This is a genomic window from Mesorhizobium sp. 2RAF45, assembly GCF_052115225.1.
In the GTDB taxonomy this organism is placed as follows: Bacteria; Pseudomonadota; Alphaproteobacteria; order Rhizobiales; family Rhizobiaceae; genus Mesorhizobium; species Mesorhizobium jarvisii.
On sequence record NZ_JBFRGG010000013.1, the window covers coordinates 67,070 to 83,006 of the forward strand.

The following is a 15,937-nucleotide window of genomic DNA, read 5'->3' on the forward strand; positions in this document are numbered from 1 at the left end:
GTCATGCAGCACCTCCTGCTCAGCTACTATGGCGACGACCTCACCGGCTCGACCGACGTCATGGAAGCGCTCGAGCTCGGCGGCGTGCCGACCGTGCTGTTCATGCGTCAACCCGACCAGCAGCTGCTAGGGCGGTTTTCGCATTGCCGTGCCATGGGGCTGGCCGGTACGAGCCGCAGCGAGACGCCGCAATGGATGGACGAAAATCTGGCGCCGGCCTTCGAATGGCTAAGCCGGCTGCAAGCGACGGTTTGCCATTACAAGATCTGCTCGACCTTCGATTCCAGCCCGGCGATCGGCAGCATTGGCCGCGCCATCGAGATCGGCCGGCGTGTCTTCAACCAGAAGAGCGTGCCGTTGGTTGTCGGGGCTCCCCAGCTCAAGCGATACACGGCGTTCGGCAACCTCTTCGCGGCATTTCGCGGTAGCTATTTCCGCATCGATCGCCACCCGGTCATGAGCCGGCATCCGGTGACGCCGATGAAGGAGGCTGATCTCCTCATCCACCTCCATCGGCAGACCGATCTCGGTTCCGGCCTTGTCGACCTGACGGCGTTGCAGGCGGATGATCTTTCGCAGACGGTCGACCAGGCTCTTCAGGACAAGGAAATCGTCCTGTTCGACGTCGAAAGCCGCCAGACGCAGGCACGCGTCGGCGAGCAGATCTGGCGGATTTGCGAACAAGGCTATGGTTTCGTCGTCGGATCCTCGGGCGTCGAATATGCGCTGCTCGCCGAATGGGCCGGCAAGGGCATCGCCGCGGGGCACGCGTCCTTCGCGCCACCCGGTCCGGTGGACCGGCTCGCCGTGGTCTCGGGCAGTGTGTCGCCAACCACAGAGAAGCAGATCCGCTTCGCGCTCGCCCATGGGTTCGACGGCATCCAGATCGATGCCATGCAGTTGGTCTCGGACAGCGCCGGCGGGGCGATCGAACGTGCCGTAGCGAGCGGCCTGGCGAGTCTCACGGCAGGGCGCAGCGTCATCCTCTACACCGCCCTTGGTCCCCAGGCCGATCGCAGTGCCGAGATCGACCATATTGAAGGTGCGCGAAACCGGCTCGGCCGGGCGCTGGGCGACATTCTGCGCCAGCTGGTCGTCGAGCAGAAACTCAGGCGCGCGGTCATCGCCGGCGGAGACACCTCCAGCCATGCGCTGGGACAGTTGTCCATCGACGCACTTACCGTGCGCATGCCATTGCCGCAATCACCGGGTTCGCCGCTTTGCCTTGCCCATGGCGGCGGCGAGGTCGACGGCCTCGAGATCGCGCTGAAGGGCGGCCAGGTCGGATCCGATCGCTATTTTAGCGCAATTCGCGACGGCCTCGGAGATTGACGGGATTGCCTAGCGGCAAATAGCGTCACGGCGGCTCGCGGCGTTCCGGGGCAAAAGACGGGAAAGCGCCGTGGTCAGCACCGCGATGTCGAGCGCCGCCGTTGATCACTAGCCCGGCAACACTGGCGGCATCGACCGCACTGTCAGCACTTCACCCCAGAAGCCCGCGACGCCCCCCTGTCGCTACGACGAGCACGCCGCCGCGACGCTGGCAGAACCACCCCTCGAACATCCCGGACGGCCTATCGCCAAACATCATCAGATACGGCTTCCCGACGCCGGATCGAAGAAATGCACGGCCGACTTTCGTACGGAAAGCATGACAGTCTCATCCGGCTTCAAAGTGACGCGTTCGCGCAGCACGCAGACGAGTTCATGGCCCGCCATCTCGACCGAAAGATGCGTCTCGGCGCCCGTCGGCTCGACGACGATCACCTTCACCGCGGCGCCGGTTTCGCTGTCGATATGAATGTCCTCCGGACGCACGCCCAGCACTAGGCGCCGTCCGGAGGCGCCGGGGGGAATGGCTGACAGCGGGATGATTGATCCGTCGTCCAGTTCGAGGCCGGGATGCGGGTCGTCGCGCACCGTTCCTTCGATGAAATTCATCGCCGGCGATCCAAGGAAGCCGGCGACGAACATGTTGACCGGCCGGTCATAGAGTTGGAGCGGGCTTCCAACCTGCTCGATCCTGCCGCCGTTGAGCACCACGATCTTGTCGGCCATCGTCATGGCCTCGATCTGGTCGTGGGTGACATAGACGATGGTCGATTTGAGCCGCTGGTGCAGCGCCTTGATCTCGGTGCGCATCTGCACGCGCAGCTTGGCGTCGAGGTTGGACAGCGGTTCGTCGAACAGGAACACCTTGGGATCGCGCACGATGGCGCGGCCCATGGCGACGCGTTGGCGCTGGCCGCCGGATAACTGGCGCGGATAACGCGCGAGCAGCGGCTGCAGCCCCAGGATCGATGCCGCCGTATCTACCTTTTCCTTGATCTCGGCTTTCCTGGCGCCAGCGAGTTCGAGGGCGAAACCCATATTCTGCGCAACGGTCATCTGCGGATAGAGCGCATAGTTCTGGAACACCATGGCGATGTCCCGTTCCTTTGGCTGGAGATGGTTGACCACCCGCTCGCCGATCGAAATCTCTCCGCCCGAGATCGTTTCGAGCCCGGCGATCATGCGCAGCAGCGTCGATTTTCCACAGCCCGAAGGGCCGACCAGAATGACAAATTCACCGTCCTCGATGTCGACGCTGACCCCATGGATCACGGGGGTCGCACCATAGGACTTCTTCACCTCGACAATCTGGACAGAAGACATCTTGTAACCCCGTTTACTAGCGCCGTGGCCTGACGCGGATGGCTTGGTAGGGCTTGCCGGGTAACTCGACCCCGAAAGCAGCGTCCGCCTTGCCCCCGCGCACGACCGAGCCATGGCGTGTTGGATGCGGAATTGGCGCCGCCACTTTCGTGGCGGGCGTCACGGTCATCTTCCAGGCATCGATCACATCGACGTCGTAGTCGCCATCTTCGAGCGGTAGGCCGGTAGACCAGATGACCGGCTGATGCTCGCCGAGATAGATGTAGCGAAGATCGCCCTCGCTGGCGCCGGAGACCCGGCTCCACGGCCAGGCACTGTTGTGTCCCATCGGCTCCAACCCATTGCTGACGTCCTCTTCGATGAGGTCGCGCAGGAAGCCGATCCGCTTCCACGCCTCGCCGTGAAGCCGGCCGCCCTTGGCCCACCAGATCAGATCCTGGGGGTGCATGTAGGTTTCGCCATGCCCGGCATAGCCGCCGCGCATGACGGTGAGCCAGAAGCGGTGCACCAGTTCTTCGGCACTGATGTTGCCCCATGGGAAGACGATGTTGCCTTCATATTCAGGTTCGTCGTTTACGACCGGCTTGCCGTAGGCGTCGCGCCATTCGGGCGTGCGTTTCACATCCCAGTTCTGGATGCAGACATGGCTGACCCACGGTTTGCGGTGGTCGAAATTCATCGACTGCTCGGCATTGTGGATCGATTTCAGATGTTGGTAGGGGTCGTTTTCCTCGAGGATATGGAAGTAGCGGTCCCACTGCGCCATCGGCTTGGTGTCAAGCAGGAAGTCGTACTCGTTGGCCAGCGACCACCAGACGTTGCGGTACGCGGCAAGCCGTGCTGCGAGGTAGGCGACATAACGGAAATCCTGGGCCGCGCTCATGTTGGCGTAGCCCCAACGGTCATAGGGATGGAAGATGATGATGTCGGCCTCGATGCCGAGATCGCGCAACGCGCCGACCTGCGCCTCGAAATGGCGGAATGCCAAAGGGTTCGGCCGGTCGAAATCTTCCTTGCCGTCCGGCCCGGCCTCGAAGATCGCGTGCAGCGCCGCATTGACGTTGAAGGGATAGTCTTTCGGGAAGACACCCATGCGCAGCTTGTTGAAGCGCGCATTCTTCAAGGTCGCCAGCGTCTCGGCCTGCATGTCGAGCGGCTGGTGCGTCCAGGCATAGCAAGTGGTGCCGAACGGGAAGTAGGGCGTGCCGTCGGCATAGGCGAAATGGAATTTGTTGCGCACGCGCACCGGACCGTGGTTGCCCGCGGACGGTGCGGTTGCCTCGAAGGCGCCGCTCTTGCCCGCCAGCGACGGGATGTTGGAGTGCGTGACATAGCTCCAGCTGCCTTCATTGTCCGGCATGAAACGGATGCGGTAGGTGCCGTCGCCATCGTAAAAGCCTGGAACCGCGATGCTGCGGTTCGCTTGCGAAAAGCTAGCGGACAACTCGATCTCGACGAAGGGGTTGCTATCCGCGGGGCCCTTCAGTGCGATCTCGAATATGTCCCATTTCTCGACTGTCGTGCCGTCGGCCATGCGTGGTTCCTTGCGTTGCTATTCCTTGACCGCGCCTGAGGTCAGCCCCGAGACGAAGTAGCGCTGGAAGATGAGGTAGACGATCGCCGCCGGCAGCACCGTCATCACGATCGCCGCGTTGAGCTGGCCGTAGTCGCGGGCGAACTGGCTCTGGAACGACATCAGGCCGAGCGGCAACGTCCAGCGATCCGGATCCTGCAGGATGACCAGCGCCATGGCGAACTCGTTCCAGGTGGCGACGAAGTCGAGGATCAGCAGCGCCGCAAGCACCGGCAGCGACACCGGCAGGAAGATACGCCGGAATACGGTGAAATGCGACGCACCGTCGATAAGCGCCGCCTCGCTGAGCTCCTTGGGCACCTCCTTGAAGAAGCCATGCAGGATGAAGACCTGATAAGGGACGCCGAAGGCGAGATAAGGCAGGATGATGCCGACATAGGTGTTGATCAGCCCGAAGCTGTTCACCTGCTTGAAGATCGGCGCCAGCATCACCTGGAACGGGATCATCGTGCCAAACACGATGGCAAGGAAGACCACCTTGTGTCCCCAGACCTGGATGCGGCTCAGCGAATAGGCGGCCATGGCCGATATCATCAGCCCGAGCGGCACCTTGATGACGGTGATGATGGTGCTGTTGACGACCGTTGTGCCGAAATCGCCGCGCCGCCAGGCATTGGTGAAATTCTCCCAGGCGAGGCTGGTGGGCGGAGAGAATGCGCCGGTCCCCATCACCGTGGCGTTCGATTTCAGCGACGTGAAGATGATGAAGATGAACGGAGCGATCCAGACCACGGCGACGATGATCAGCGCGATCCACAATGCCACCAGCAGCGGATCCACCCGCTCCGCGCCGGCCTGGCGAAAGGGGCTGGCCACGCCGCTCATTGATAGGCCTCCTGCCGCTTGAGCGTCCAGCGCAGATAGGGGATGACGATGGCAACGGTGATGAGCAAGAGTACGACGGAGATGGCGCTGCCACGGCCGAAGTCACCGAGTTGCATGGCTTGCGTATAGGCCCACATGGCGAGCATCTGCGTCGATTGCGCCGGTCCGCCGCCGGTCATCCCGTAGACGATGTCGAAGGCTTTCAGCGAGTTGATCAGCGACAGGATCAGGACGATGGTTATGGTGGGCCTCAGCGCCGGCAGTGTCACATAGCGGAACAGCTGGAAGCGTCCTGCGCCATCGATGCGGGCGGCTTCGACCAGCGTCTGCGAGACGCCTTGCAGCCCGGCCAGGAACAACACCATCGAGAAGCCCGCGACCTCCCAGACATAGCCTATGAAGACCGAATAGAGCGCGACGTTGCGGTCGCCCAGCCAATCCTGGATCAGGTTGGGCCATCCGGCCGCGGAGAGCAAACTGTTGAACAACCCGAAGAAAGGGTCGAACATCCAGCGCCACATGGTTGCCACGGCGATCGGCGCTATGATCACGGGCATGTAGAACAGGGCGCGTAGCGGCGAGCGGCCAGGGATGTTCTGGTTCAGGCCAAGCGCCAGCCCAAAGCCGATCAGCGGCGGGAAGATGACCGACAGGAAAGTCCAGATCAGCGTGTTCTTGAAGGCGACCCAGAACACCGGATCGTCGTGCAGCACGTAGCGGTAGTTGTCGAGCCCCACCCAATGCTTGTCCGCGTTCAGTCCATTCCATTTCATGAAGCTGAGCTGGATGACGTCGATCATCGGATAGAAGGCAAAGACTGCGTAGGCCAGCACCGCGGGCGCCAACAGCATCAATCCCTGCAGGGTCGGATCCTGCAGTTTTCGGCGAAGCTGGCCTGACCGGGCAGGCATTCGCGCATGGCGATCGGCGGCGGAAATGTTCACGGCCATGTATCGTCCCAGGAGCGGTGCAAGAGAATCGGCTGGCCGGCCCCGGCCTGCGGCTTGTCGGGGCCGGCCATCGCGAGGTTCAATATCAGCTGCGGTTGCCGATGAATTTCTGCAGCTCGGCGGCTGCCGCCTTGGGATCGAGAGTGTCGCTAGCAACCTCGTTGATCACCCGGAAATATTCGGTGGTGACGTCGAGCGGGAAGGCCTGGTCGCCATTGACGAACGTCGACGGGAACTTGCCGAAGATCTCGATCCATTTCTGGTCGAGCGGTTCGGCGCTCGTGTACTTGACGTTCTTGTTGACCGAGATCGAACCGAAATCGCCAAGGTGCTTTTGCTGCACGTCGGTGGATTCGAGATAGTTCAGGAACTTGGCGGCGATGTCGGGAACTTTGCTCTTGGTCGAAATGTAGTTGTACTCGGCGAAGCCGTAGAGGCGGTCAGTACCGGTCGGGAATGGGAACAGACCAAAATCCGCAGTGCGGTTTTCGCCCTTAAGCTGACCCACCAGCCAGTCGCCTTCAAGCATCATGGCGGCTCGACCGCCGAGGAAGAGATTGAACGACTGCGCCTGATCGATCCCCATGAACGGCTTCAGCGTGTAATTCGATGTCCATTTGTGGAACTCCTCGAAGGAGGCCGTGGCGCAGGCCTCGTCTGCCCAGCTCACCTGCATCCCCATCAGACGGTCATGCTTCTCGACCCCGCATTTGGTTTCCAGGATCATGTCCATGAGACGCATGACGTGCCAGTTGACGGTTCCGCCAAAGGTGATTGCCGGGATGCCGGCGGCTTTCAGCTTCTCGGCGTCCGCGACAAGTTCATCATAGGTCGCGGGGGCCGTGGTGATGCCGGCCTTCTCGAACAACGCCTTGTTGTAATAGAGCGCCTCTCCGTGGAATGTGTAGGGCACGCCGTGCCTGCCACCCTCATACTGCTTGGAGAAGGAAAGCGCCGGTGAGAGCAGTTCATCGTCCCATTTGTATTCGGCGTAGAATTTGTCGAGCGGCAGGCTGAGTCCCGCCTTGACGAATTCGCCGCCAAGGCCAAGGCCGCCCCACATGAAATAGATGTCCGGTCCCTGGTCGGAACCTGAGGCGACCCGCAGCGCCGACTTGTGTTCATCGGTGCCGCGGCCTTCCACCTTGATGGTGACACCAGGATTGGCAGCCTCGAATTCCTTGACGATGTCAGCCCATGCCTTGTTGGCGGAATCATTGGCGAAGGTCAGGGTCCAGACCTTGACCTCTTGCGCGGACGCCGCGCTGGCGACCACCATGGCGATGGCGCCAAAAAGCGCTACGCGCCGAAGTTTCCTCGATGTCTGCATAGTCTCCTCCCTTGACCGTGTACCCGCATCCGCCGAGCCCTGACCAACCTTAGCGGCAACCATCATCATGTCAACTGGTATGATGAGATGAAGAGCAGAGTTGTTTGGCCAGGGCTTTCCCCGAACCGGCGGACCGGCGCATGCTGGTCGTACCTTTCCTTCGCCGACTGCGTGCGCCTCGTCGCTGCATTTCTCACCGCGCCGCGCGGCCACACGATCTCCTTCGGCATCTCGGTTGCCCTCAGCCATCGCGGAGCTTTCTTTTGCAATTCGCCAAGCGGATTCGACATCCCGCCTTGCTGCGGCTTCCGCTTCCTTGGGATTACGTGACCGGATGGCTTGGCCTGTCGAAACACGGATCATGATTTCCGTCCTTCTCCCGCAGGCTTTCAGGTCGGCGCTGCCGGCGATCGGCGGTCAGAACATCCTGCTGTTGAAGGGAACTGCCCTGGCCTCGACGATCACAGTCTTCGAACTTATGGGGGCGGCCAACCTCGTTCGCGCAGACCTTTCGGGTTTACGAGCCTCTGTTCGCCGCGGCTCTTGGATATTTCTTGCTAGCGGCATTGATCACGGTTGGTTTCGGTTTTTTCGAGAGACGACTTGTTCGACGGTATCGAGTGGCACCGGTTCGGATCACCTGTTTATTCCACACAGGGCTCACTGAATCCGTCATTCGCTTCGGCCAGCCATGGCAGCGAAGCCGGAACTGGTGGTTCGATGGGTGGGGGAAAGGCGGTAGCGCTCTCCCGCCATCATCCCCCACGAGCAGAGAGCCATCCCTATTTGCAGGTCGCAGCCGCCGATAAGCGCCCGAACCGAACGCCGGCCTTCATTGCACCAGGAAAGTCCGCCCACCCACAAGGCAGGCTACATTCCACGGCCTTGCAGGAAACCCTTCAGCAAAACCAATAACTTGTCGGAGATGCCGATGGTACCGTTGGCTGGGATCGAACCAGCGACCTCCGGATCCACAATCCGGCGCTCTAACCAGCTGAGCTACAACGGCACATTTGCCTGAGCAGAATCTCTTCGGGAACTCGTCCTAAGCGATCCGCTCTGTCGTTCGGCGATGCGTCCATACGGGCTTATGGATTTTAATTCAAGGCTTTTGCGAAGCAAAGACCACTTCCCCACATGTGCCGCAACGGCGGCGGTTTCGCAGGGCAAAGAAAAAGGCCGGCGGGAGGAGGTGCCGGCCTTTTCCTGTTACGAGCCAGCGGGAGGAGGAGCTGGCTGGTCACCCCGGGGAGCAGAGGGAGGAGGTTCCACTCGCCGGGTATTTCTTGATGGCTACCATCATACGCCTGATCGTTTTTAAGAAAATGCGACCTTTTGTTGCATCCTCAGATCATGCGCAAATATTAGGCAGCCTTGATGTCCTTGATCGCCTTCTCGAAGGCGGTCTTGATCGGCTTGGAGACGTCTTCCGCCGCCTTGGAGGCAACAGCCTGGAAGTCCTTGGCCTGCTCGACCGTCAACTCGACGCGCTTGCGCAGGAAGGCGGTCTGCAGCTCGACGACTTCCGACAGCGACTTGGCGCCGATCAGGGCTTCGAGATGCGAGAAGCCGGCTTCGGCGTTGGCGCGCAGCGCCGCGATGGTCTTGAGCGACAGGTCGCTGGAAACAGTCTTGGCGGTCTCGTAGGTCGACTCCAGAGCCTTCTGGGTCTCCTCGGCGCCGGTCTTGAGCTTGGCATAGGCCTCTTTCGACTGCTCAACGCCCTTTTCGGCGAAGGCGCGGATCTGGTCGGTGGCCTTGGAAGCGTCGAAGCTCGGGAATTCAACGTTTTCGATCGTCTCGGCAGTTTTGGTCCTGGACATTTTCCATCCTTTTCAGCGGCAGCGGCTTTGACGGAAAGCCGTCTCGTTCAGTTATGATGGCAATATAAAGGCAAATTTTGTGCATTGCAATATCTTTGTTGCAGTGCACCATAAATTTCTTTCCGGCCGTTAACCAAAAGCCCAGAAACCAGCCTTTGCACGTTCTGGCTTGTGGACCTTCGCGGCTGCGGCTTTTATTAACAAAGCGTTAACTGCAAATTTCGCCGCTCCGTGAGGGTTCGCCAAGCGCATGCCGTCCGAATATTCCTTCCTCGACGTGGCCGTGCTCGACGCGGTGCGCCAGCGTTTTGCCGCCGGCGACGCGATCGCGATCCTGTCGGTGGATCTGGAGCAGGTAATCTGGGCCAATGGGCCGGGCGCCGCCGTGTTCGGCTATCCCGACATCGAGGCGATCATCGGGGCCTCGGCACAGCTGCCGCTGATCGCCCGCCGCCAGATCATGGCGACCAGCGGCTTTCCCGAGATCGGCAGCGATCGCGGCATCACCGTCAGGTTGGCGACCGGCATGACCAGCAGGACCGTCGGCTTCCAGGCAAGTGCCGTGACGCTGCCCGACGGCGAGAAGGCGATCATGCTGGCGGTGCCGGCGGCGCAGACAGGCTCGCGCGGAGCCGCCGAAATCGCCAGCCGGGCGATCAGCGGCTTCACCGAAGACGGCCATTTCATCGCCTTCATCGACGCCGGGGGCAATGTCGAGGCCGCGTCGGACGGCTTTTCGAAGCTCGGCATTCAGCCCGCGACGCTGGCCGCCCTGGTCGCCGATGTGGCCGCCGAGGGCGAACGCATCGTCAAGCGCCTCGTTCCGGGCGGCAACACCTCCTACCCCGCCGGGCTCGCGCGGCTGACGCCGGAGCGGCATCTCCTGGTTGTGATCGATGAGGATCAGCTCGAGGACAATGCGTCTATCTCAGAGGCTTCGGCAGAAGCCGCCCATAAGGTAACGGAAAGCACCGCCGCACAACCCGATCCTCATCAGGACAATCAACCGACGGCGGATGTTTCGCAGGCGGAGGCCGTCGAACGGTCAACTGGCACTGCCGAGATCGAGCCCGAGCCCGCCCCTTCCAAGCCGGTCGCTGAAGATCGGCCGGAACGGGCAACGCAAGAGATTTCGGAGCCGACCGGGCCAACACCGGTTGCCGCCGACAACGATCAGCCGACAGCGGGCGGCACGCCGCCACAGCACGATCACTGGTACTTCAATGTCGGCGAGGATGACGCGCGACCCGCACCTGCCGCGCCAGAAGCGAATAATGCGGTCCAAGCGACCGGCGCCGAGGCTCCCGTGGACAGCGCGAAGGAGAGCAAGCCCGCCTCCCCGGCAGCCCAGACCATGCCCCCAGTTCGGACAATAGACCGCTCGGCAGCGCCGCTGCGCTTCGTCTGGCGCACCGACGCCGAAGGCAAGTTCAGCGCACTGTCGCCGGAATTCGCCGACATTGTCGGCAAGCCGGCGGCCGACGTGATTGGCCGGCGCTTCAGGGATGTCGCAGCGGCCTTCGGCCTTGACGCATCCGGCGAGATCGCCGGCCTGCTGGAGCGGCGCGATACATGGTCCGGCCGCTCCGTGCTGTGGCCTGTCGTCGGCACCGACCTGAAGATCCCCGTCGACCTGGCGGCTTTGCCTGTCTATGGCCGCAGCCGCGCCTTCGAAGGTTTTCGCGGCTTCGGCGTTGCCCGGACCGGCGATGCGATCGTCGATCCGGAAGCCATCGGCATGGCCCTGGTGCCCAATGGCGAGCAGCCGGCTACGCCGGAACCGGAAGCCGTCGAACCTCCCGCTGAAGAGCCGAAGGCGGACGAGTCGAAGGCCGAGGAACCAGATGCAGCGGACCCGTTCAAGGGCGAGGTGCCCGCGCTGACCATCGTGCCGAAACAGGAACGGCGCTTTGCCGACAAGGTCATCCGCCTGGCCGAACACCGGCAGCCGGCCAACGACAAGGGGCTGTCGACGCTGGAACGCAGCGCCTTCCGTGAGATCGGCGAGCGGCTGAAGAAGGACAGTGCGCCGGCCGAGCCGCCGGAAGCCGACAAGCCCGGCATCGAAAGCCCGCCGAAACCGGAGCCCGGCACACCGGCTGAGCCAGCGGCTGAAACAGCCGTGGAGGCCCCGGCCGCCAAGACGGAAACTCCGATCGAGGCGGTCTCCGATGTTGCGTCGACGCCAGACGCCGCCCCGGATCAGGCGCCGGCCGAGACCGGCGAAATCCCGGTGGCGGAACCGGAGAGCGACGCGGTACCGGCCGAGCCATTCGAGACCGACGCCGAGGACGAGGCGGATCTCGCACGGCTCGACGGCGCTCATCCCGACGACGTGGTTCGCCAGGAGGATAGTGACACGCCGGCCGGCGCGACAGGCTCGCTGCTCAGCTATGCCGAGGCGAGCCCCGTCGCGGACAATGACGAGCCCACGGCCTCTGAACCGGTCCCCACAGAATCGGAAAGTGCCGAGCCCGCCGCAATCGACGATGAACCGGCAGTTGCAGAGGCCGGACATGTCGGGACCGACGACGATGACAGCATGACGTCAGCCGATTTTCGCGATGCCGAGGACAGTGAGGACTGGGTCGACGGCGCGAAAACCGCTGCCGCCGATGAGCAGGCCGCAACATTCGGCGGCGAAACCGCCAAAGCGGCCAACGCCGTCGGGAGCCCGGCCGAACGGCCGCGCCTGAAAGTGCCGCCGCTCAAGACCGAAGGGATCGTGCCGTCGGCCTTTTCCGTCGGTGACGAAAGCAAGACTCCAGACACTTCGCTGCTCGGCAAGCTGCCGGTGCCGCTGCTCATCCATTCGGGCGATCAGTTGCATTATGCCAACGAGGAGTTCCTCGACCTGACCGGTTACGACACGCTCGATGACCTCGAGGATGCCGGTGGCCTCGGTGCGCTGTTTGCCGATCCCTATGCCGATGACGGCACCTCCGACGGCAGCGACCGGGCACTGCGGCTGAAAACGCGCGATGGCCAGGAATTCCCGATCGACGCCATCCTGCGCTCCGTTCCCTGGCGCGACGGCAAGGCGCTGATGCTGGTCGTGCGCCGTTCCGGTGATGATGACGCGCCCGCAGCCCTGCACTTGGTCGGCGAAGAGCCGACGCAACCCGACATTTCCGAGCTCAAGGCCCGCATCGCCGAGATGCGCACCATCATCGACACCGCCACCGACGGCGTCGTGCTGATCGGCAGCGACGGCACCATCCGCTCGATCAGCCGCCCGGCCGAAGCGCTGTTCGGTTTCGACAGCGACGAGGTGACCGGCAAGCCCTTCGCCTCGCTGTTTGCCATCGAAAGCCAGCGCGCGGCGCGCGACTATCTCGCCGGGCTTTCCGAACCCGGCGTGGCGAGCGTCATGAATGACGGCCGCGAGGTGATCGGGCGCGAGGCGCAGGGGCGCTTCATCCCGCTGTTCATGACCATCGGCCGGCTGCCCAATGACAGCGGCTTTTGTGCCGTCGTGCGCGACATCACGCAGTGGAAGCGAGCCGAGGAAGACCTCACCCAGGCGCGCGCGGTGGCCGAACGGGCGTCCTCGCAGAAGACCGATTTCCTTGCCCGCATCAGCCACGAGATCCGCACGCCGCTCAATGCCATCATCGGCTTTTCCGAATTGATGGTCGACGAGAAGTTCGGGCCGGTCGCCAATGACCGCTACCGCGACTATCTGCGCGACATCAATCGCTCGGGCAACCATGTGCTCGACCTGGTCAACGACCTGCTCGACATCTCGAAGATCGAGGCCGGCCAGCAGGAAATGGCCTATGAGGCGGTCTCGCTCAACGACACGCTGGCCGAGACCGTGGCGATGATGCAGCCGCAGGCCAACCGCGAACGCGTCATCATCCGCTCCAGCTTCGCCTCGCGGCTGCCGGAGGTGGTGGCCGACCTGCGCAGCGTGCGCCAGATCGCGCTCAACATCCTGTCCAACGCCATCCGCTACACCCAGGCCGGCGGCCAGGTGATCGTCTCGACCGCCTATGAGACTTCAGGCGACGTCGTCATGCGGGTGCGCGACACCGGCATCGGCATGAGCCAGGCCGAGATCGAACAGGCGCTCAAGCCGTTCAAGCAGATCAACGCGCTGAAGCGCGGCCGCGGCGACGGCACCGGCCTTGGCCTGCCGTTGACCAAGGCGATGGTGGAAGCAAACCGCGCCCGCTTCACCATCAATTCGACGCCCGGCGAAGGCACGCTGGTGGAAGTGGCTTTCCCCTCGACCCGGGTGCTGGCGGAGTAGAGCAATTCCAAGAAAAGTGTGAGCGGTTTTCCTGGGAGAAGCGCGTAGCGCTTTTCCCTTGGGAATTGCGTCAAAACAATGAGTTAGAGCGGTTCGCCGTTTCCGTGAAATGGCGAACCGCTCTAACAAGCCCAAAAGAAAAGGCGCCCTGGAGGACGCCTTAAGAGATGGGATTGCTGTCACAACGGGGGCTTGAGCGAATTCAGATCCTCCGGGGGCTGAGGAACGGGATTTCTCCCTCAAGTTACATGCGACTATCGGGGCCGGGCCTTAACAAGTCCTTACCGGCTCGCCGAAAAATTTACGAATGTGTACCACTCGTGAAATCTAGGTAAATTCCCGCGACATGTTTCGTTAACCATGCCGGTCGGGATCATTCGGCAAGCTGCGGCAGGTTCCTGAACTGCTCCAGCGCTTCCGGGTTGGCGAGCGCTTCCTTGTTCTTGATGGCGCGACCATGCACGACGTCGCGCACGGCGAGTTCGGTGATCTTGCCCGACTTGGTGCGCGGAATGTCGGTGACGGCGACGATCCTGGCCGGTACGTGACGCGGGCTCGCCCCGCTGCGGATCTTGGCGCGGATGCGTTTCTCCAGATCCTCGTCCAGTTCGGCGCCCGCGGCCAGCCGCACGAACAGCACGACACGCACGTCATTGTCGAAATCCTGGCCGATGCACAGCGCTTCGAGGATTTCCGGCATCTGTTCGACCTGGTTGTAGATCTCCGCCGTGCCGATGCGCACCCCGCCCGGATTGAGCGTGGCATCCGAGCGGCCATGGATGATCATGCCGCCATGCGCCGTCCATTCAGCGAAATCGCCATGGCACCAGACATTGTCGAAACGCTCGAAATAGGCAGCCTGGTATTTCTTGCCGTCGGGGTCGTTCCAGAAGCCGATCGGCATCGACGGAAACGCCTTGGTGCAGACCAGTTCGCCCTTCTCCTGCCGGATCGGCTTGCCGTCGTCGTCCCAGACATCGACGGCCAGGCCAAGGCCAGGTCCCTGGATCTCGCCGGTCCAGACAGCTTGCGTCGGCACGCCGAGCACGAAGCAGGAGACGATGTCGGTGCCCCCGGAAACCGAGGCGAGATGCACGTCCTTCTTGATGCCGTCATAGACGAAGCGGAAATCCTCGGGCGACAGCGGCGAACCGGTGGAGGAGATCGCCCGCACTGTCGACAGGTCATGGCTGCGGATCGGCTTGAGGCCGGCCTTGCGCACGGAATCGATGAACTTGGCCGAGGTTCCGAAGAAGGTCATCTTCTCGGCATCGGCGAAGTCGAACAGCACATTGCCGTCGGGGTAGAAGGGCGAGCCGTCATAGAGCAGCAGCGTCGCCCCGGAAGCCAGGCCCGACACCAGCCAGTTCCACATCATCCAGCCGCAAGTGGTGAAGTAGAAGAAGCGGTCGCCGTCGACAAGACCGGCATGCAGCCGATGTTCCTTGACATGCTGGATCAGCGTCCCGCCGGCCGAATGGACGATGCATTTGGGGATGCCGGTGGTTCCTGATGAAAACAGGATGTAGAGTGGATGCGAAAACGGCAGAGGCTCGAAGCTGACTGGCTTGGCGGCGAAGGGCGACAGTGCCTCTTCCATCGCCACCGCCTTGTCGATGGTTGCCGCCACATCGGCCGAAGTGCCGAGATAATCGACAAGCAGCACCTTGCGGACACTGCCGAGCTTGGCCGCGACCGCGGCGACCTTGTCGGCGACCTCGATCGCCTTGCCATTGTACCAATAGCCGTCGGGCGCGATGAAGATGACGGGCTCGATCTGGCCGAACCGGTCGAGCACGCCTTGCTCGCCGAAATCGGGAGAGCAGGACGACCACACCGCGCCGATCGAGGCCGCGGCCAGCATGGCGGCGACGGTCTCGGGCATGTTGGGCATCATCGCCGCGATGCGGTCGCCCTTCTTGACCTTGAGCGACAGGAAAAGCTGCTGCAGGCGCGAGACCAGGCCATGCAGCTGGTTCCAGGACAGCCGTCGCTCCACCTTGTCCTCGCCGCGAAAGACGATCGCCTCGCCCGCGCCGGCTTTCTTCAACAGGTTCTCGGCGAAATTCAACGTCGCGTCGGGAAAGAAGGAGGCACCGGGCATCCTGTCGCCATCGGCCAGCAGGCGCTCGCCCTTTTCACCGACAATGCCGGAAAAGTCCCAGACCAGGTTCCAGAACCCTTCGCGATCCTCGACCGACCAGCGGTGAAGGTCGCCGTAGGAAGCGAATGTGGCGCCGGCTTCCGCCTCCGCCGCCTTCAGGAAAGCAGTTAATGGCGAAGCGTCGATCCGGTCTTGCGTCGGGGTCCAGAGCGGTACTTCGGCAGCCATGATCGATCCTCCCACGGTCGTCATCGCTTATGCATATTGCAGCGCAGCAGAGCAAGATTTTGTTGGGCCGAAGCGCTCAGGTGTGCGCAAATGCCATCGCCGGGCCATAAAGACTTGAAATGCCTCAGTCCTAAGTCGTAGTGACGACTGGGGTTTTACGTCAGGCGATTAAT

9 protein-coding genes and 1 tRNA gene are annotated in these 15,937 nt (G+C 62.5%); 2 read left to right on the forward strand and 8 right to left on the reverse strand.

Going from position 1 to position 15,937, the window contains the following annotated elements; genetic code table 11:
• Positions 1 to 3 precede the first annotated feature (3 nt).
• A complete protein-coding gene (locus AB4Z43_RS26435; RefSeq protein WP_441939555.1) occupies positions 4 to 1,332 on the forward strand; it encodes a four-carbon acid sugar kinase family protein in 1,329 nt (442 codons plus the stop codon).
• 258 nt (positions 1,333 to 1,590) lie between these two features.
• Here the strand turns inward: AB4Z43_RS26435 and AB4Z43_RS26440 are convergent, their stop codons facing one another.
• The 7 genes from AB4Z43_RS26440 to AB4Z43_RS26470 all read right to left on the reverse strand — a co-directional run bounded on the left by AB4Z43_RS26440 (position 1,591) and on the right by AB4Z43_RS26470 (position 9,177).
• Entirely contained in the window at positions 1,591 to 2,655 is a 1,065-nt protein-coding gene (locus AB4Z43_RS26440) for an ABC transporter ATP-binding protein (protein ID WP_441939557.1), read from the reverse strand.
• Positions 2,656 to 2,671: 16 nt separating this feature from the next.
• On the reverse strand, positions 2,672 to 4,189 hold the full coding sequence (locus tag AB4Z43_RS26445; protein ID WP_441939559.1) for a DUF5060 domain-containing protein: 1,518 nt from the start codon (positions 4,187 to 4,189) through the stop codon (positions 2,672 to 2,674).
• Between the two features lie 18 nt (positions 4,190 to 4,207).
• On the reverse strand, positions 4,208 to 5,074 hold the full coding sequence (locus tag AB4Z43_RS26450) for a carbohydrate ABC transporter permease (protein WP_019860314.1): 867 nt from the start codon (positions 5,072 to 5,074) through the stop codon (positions 4,208 to 4,210).
• Positions 5,071 to 6,024, reverse strand: a complete 954-nt coding sequence (locus AB4Z43_RS26455; protein WP_019860315.1) for a carbohydrate ABC transporter permease — start codon at positions 6,022 to 6,024, stop codon at positions 5,071 to 5,073. Before AB4Z43_RS26455 ends, AB4Z43_RS26450 begins: the two co-directional genes overlap by 4 nt.
• 85 nt (positions 6,025 to 6,109) lie before the next feature.
• Positions 6,110 to 7,354 (reverse strand): ABC transporter substrate-binding protein, encoded by a 1,245-nt coding sequence (locus AB4Z43_RS26460; RefSeq protein ID WP_064986191.1) that lies wholly within the window; start codon positions 7,352 to 7,354, stop codon positions 6,110 to 6,112.
• Between the two features lie 932 nt (positions 7,355 to 8,286).
• Positions 8,287 to 8,363 (reverse strand) — tRNA-His (locus AB4Z43_RS26465).
• Positions 8,364 to 8,718: 355 nt separating this feature from the next.
• Entirely contained in the window at positions 8,719 to 9,177 is a 459-nt protein-coding gene (locus AB4Z43_RS26470) for a phasin (RefSeq protein WP_019860319.1), read from the reverse strand.
• Between the two features lie 250 nt (positions 9,178 to 9,427).
• Between AB4Z43_RS26470 and AB4Z43_RS26475 the strand changes: the two genes are divergently transcribed.
• Positions 9,428 to 13,432 (forward strand): PAS domain S-box protein, encoded by a 4,005-nt coding sequence (locus tag AB4Z43_RS26475; RefSeq protein WP_441939563.1) that lies wholly within the window; start codon positions 9,428 to 9,430, stop codon positions 13,430 to 13,432.
• A 373-nt stretch (positions 13,433 to 13,805) separates the two neighbouring features.
• Here the strand turns inward: AB4Z43_RS26475 and AB4Z43_RS26480 are convergent, their stop codons facing one another.
• The gene (locus tag AB4Z43_RS26480; protein WP_441939565.1) at positions 13,806 to 15,764 is read right to left on the reverse strand and encodes an acetoacetate--CoA ligase; all 1,959 of its coding nucleotides are present in this window, start codon (positions 15,762 to 15,764) and stop codon (positions 13,806 to 13,808) included.
• Between the last annotated feature and the right edge of the window lie 173 nt (positions 15,765 to 15,937).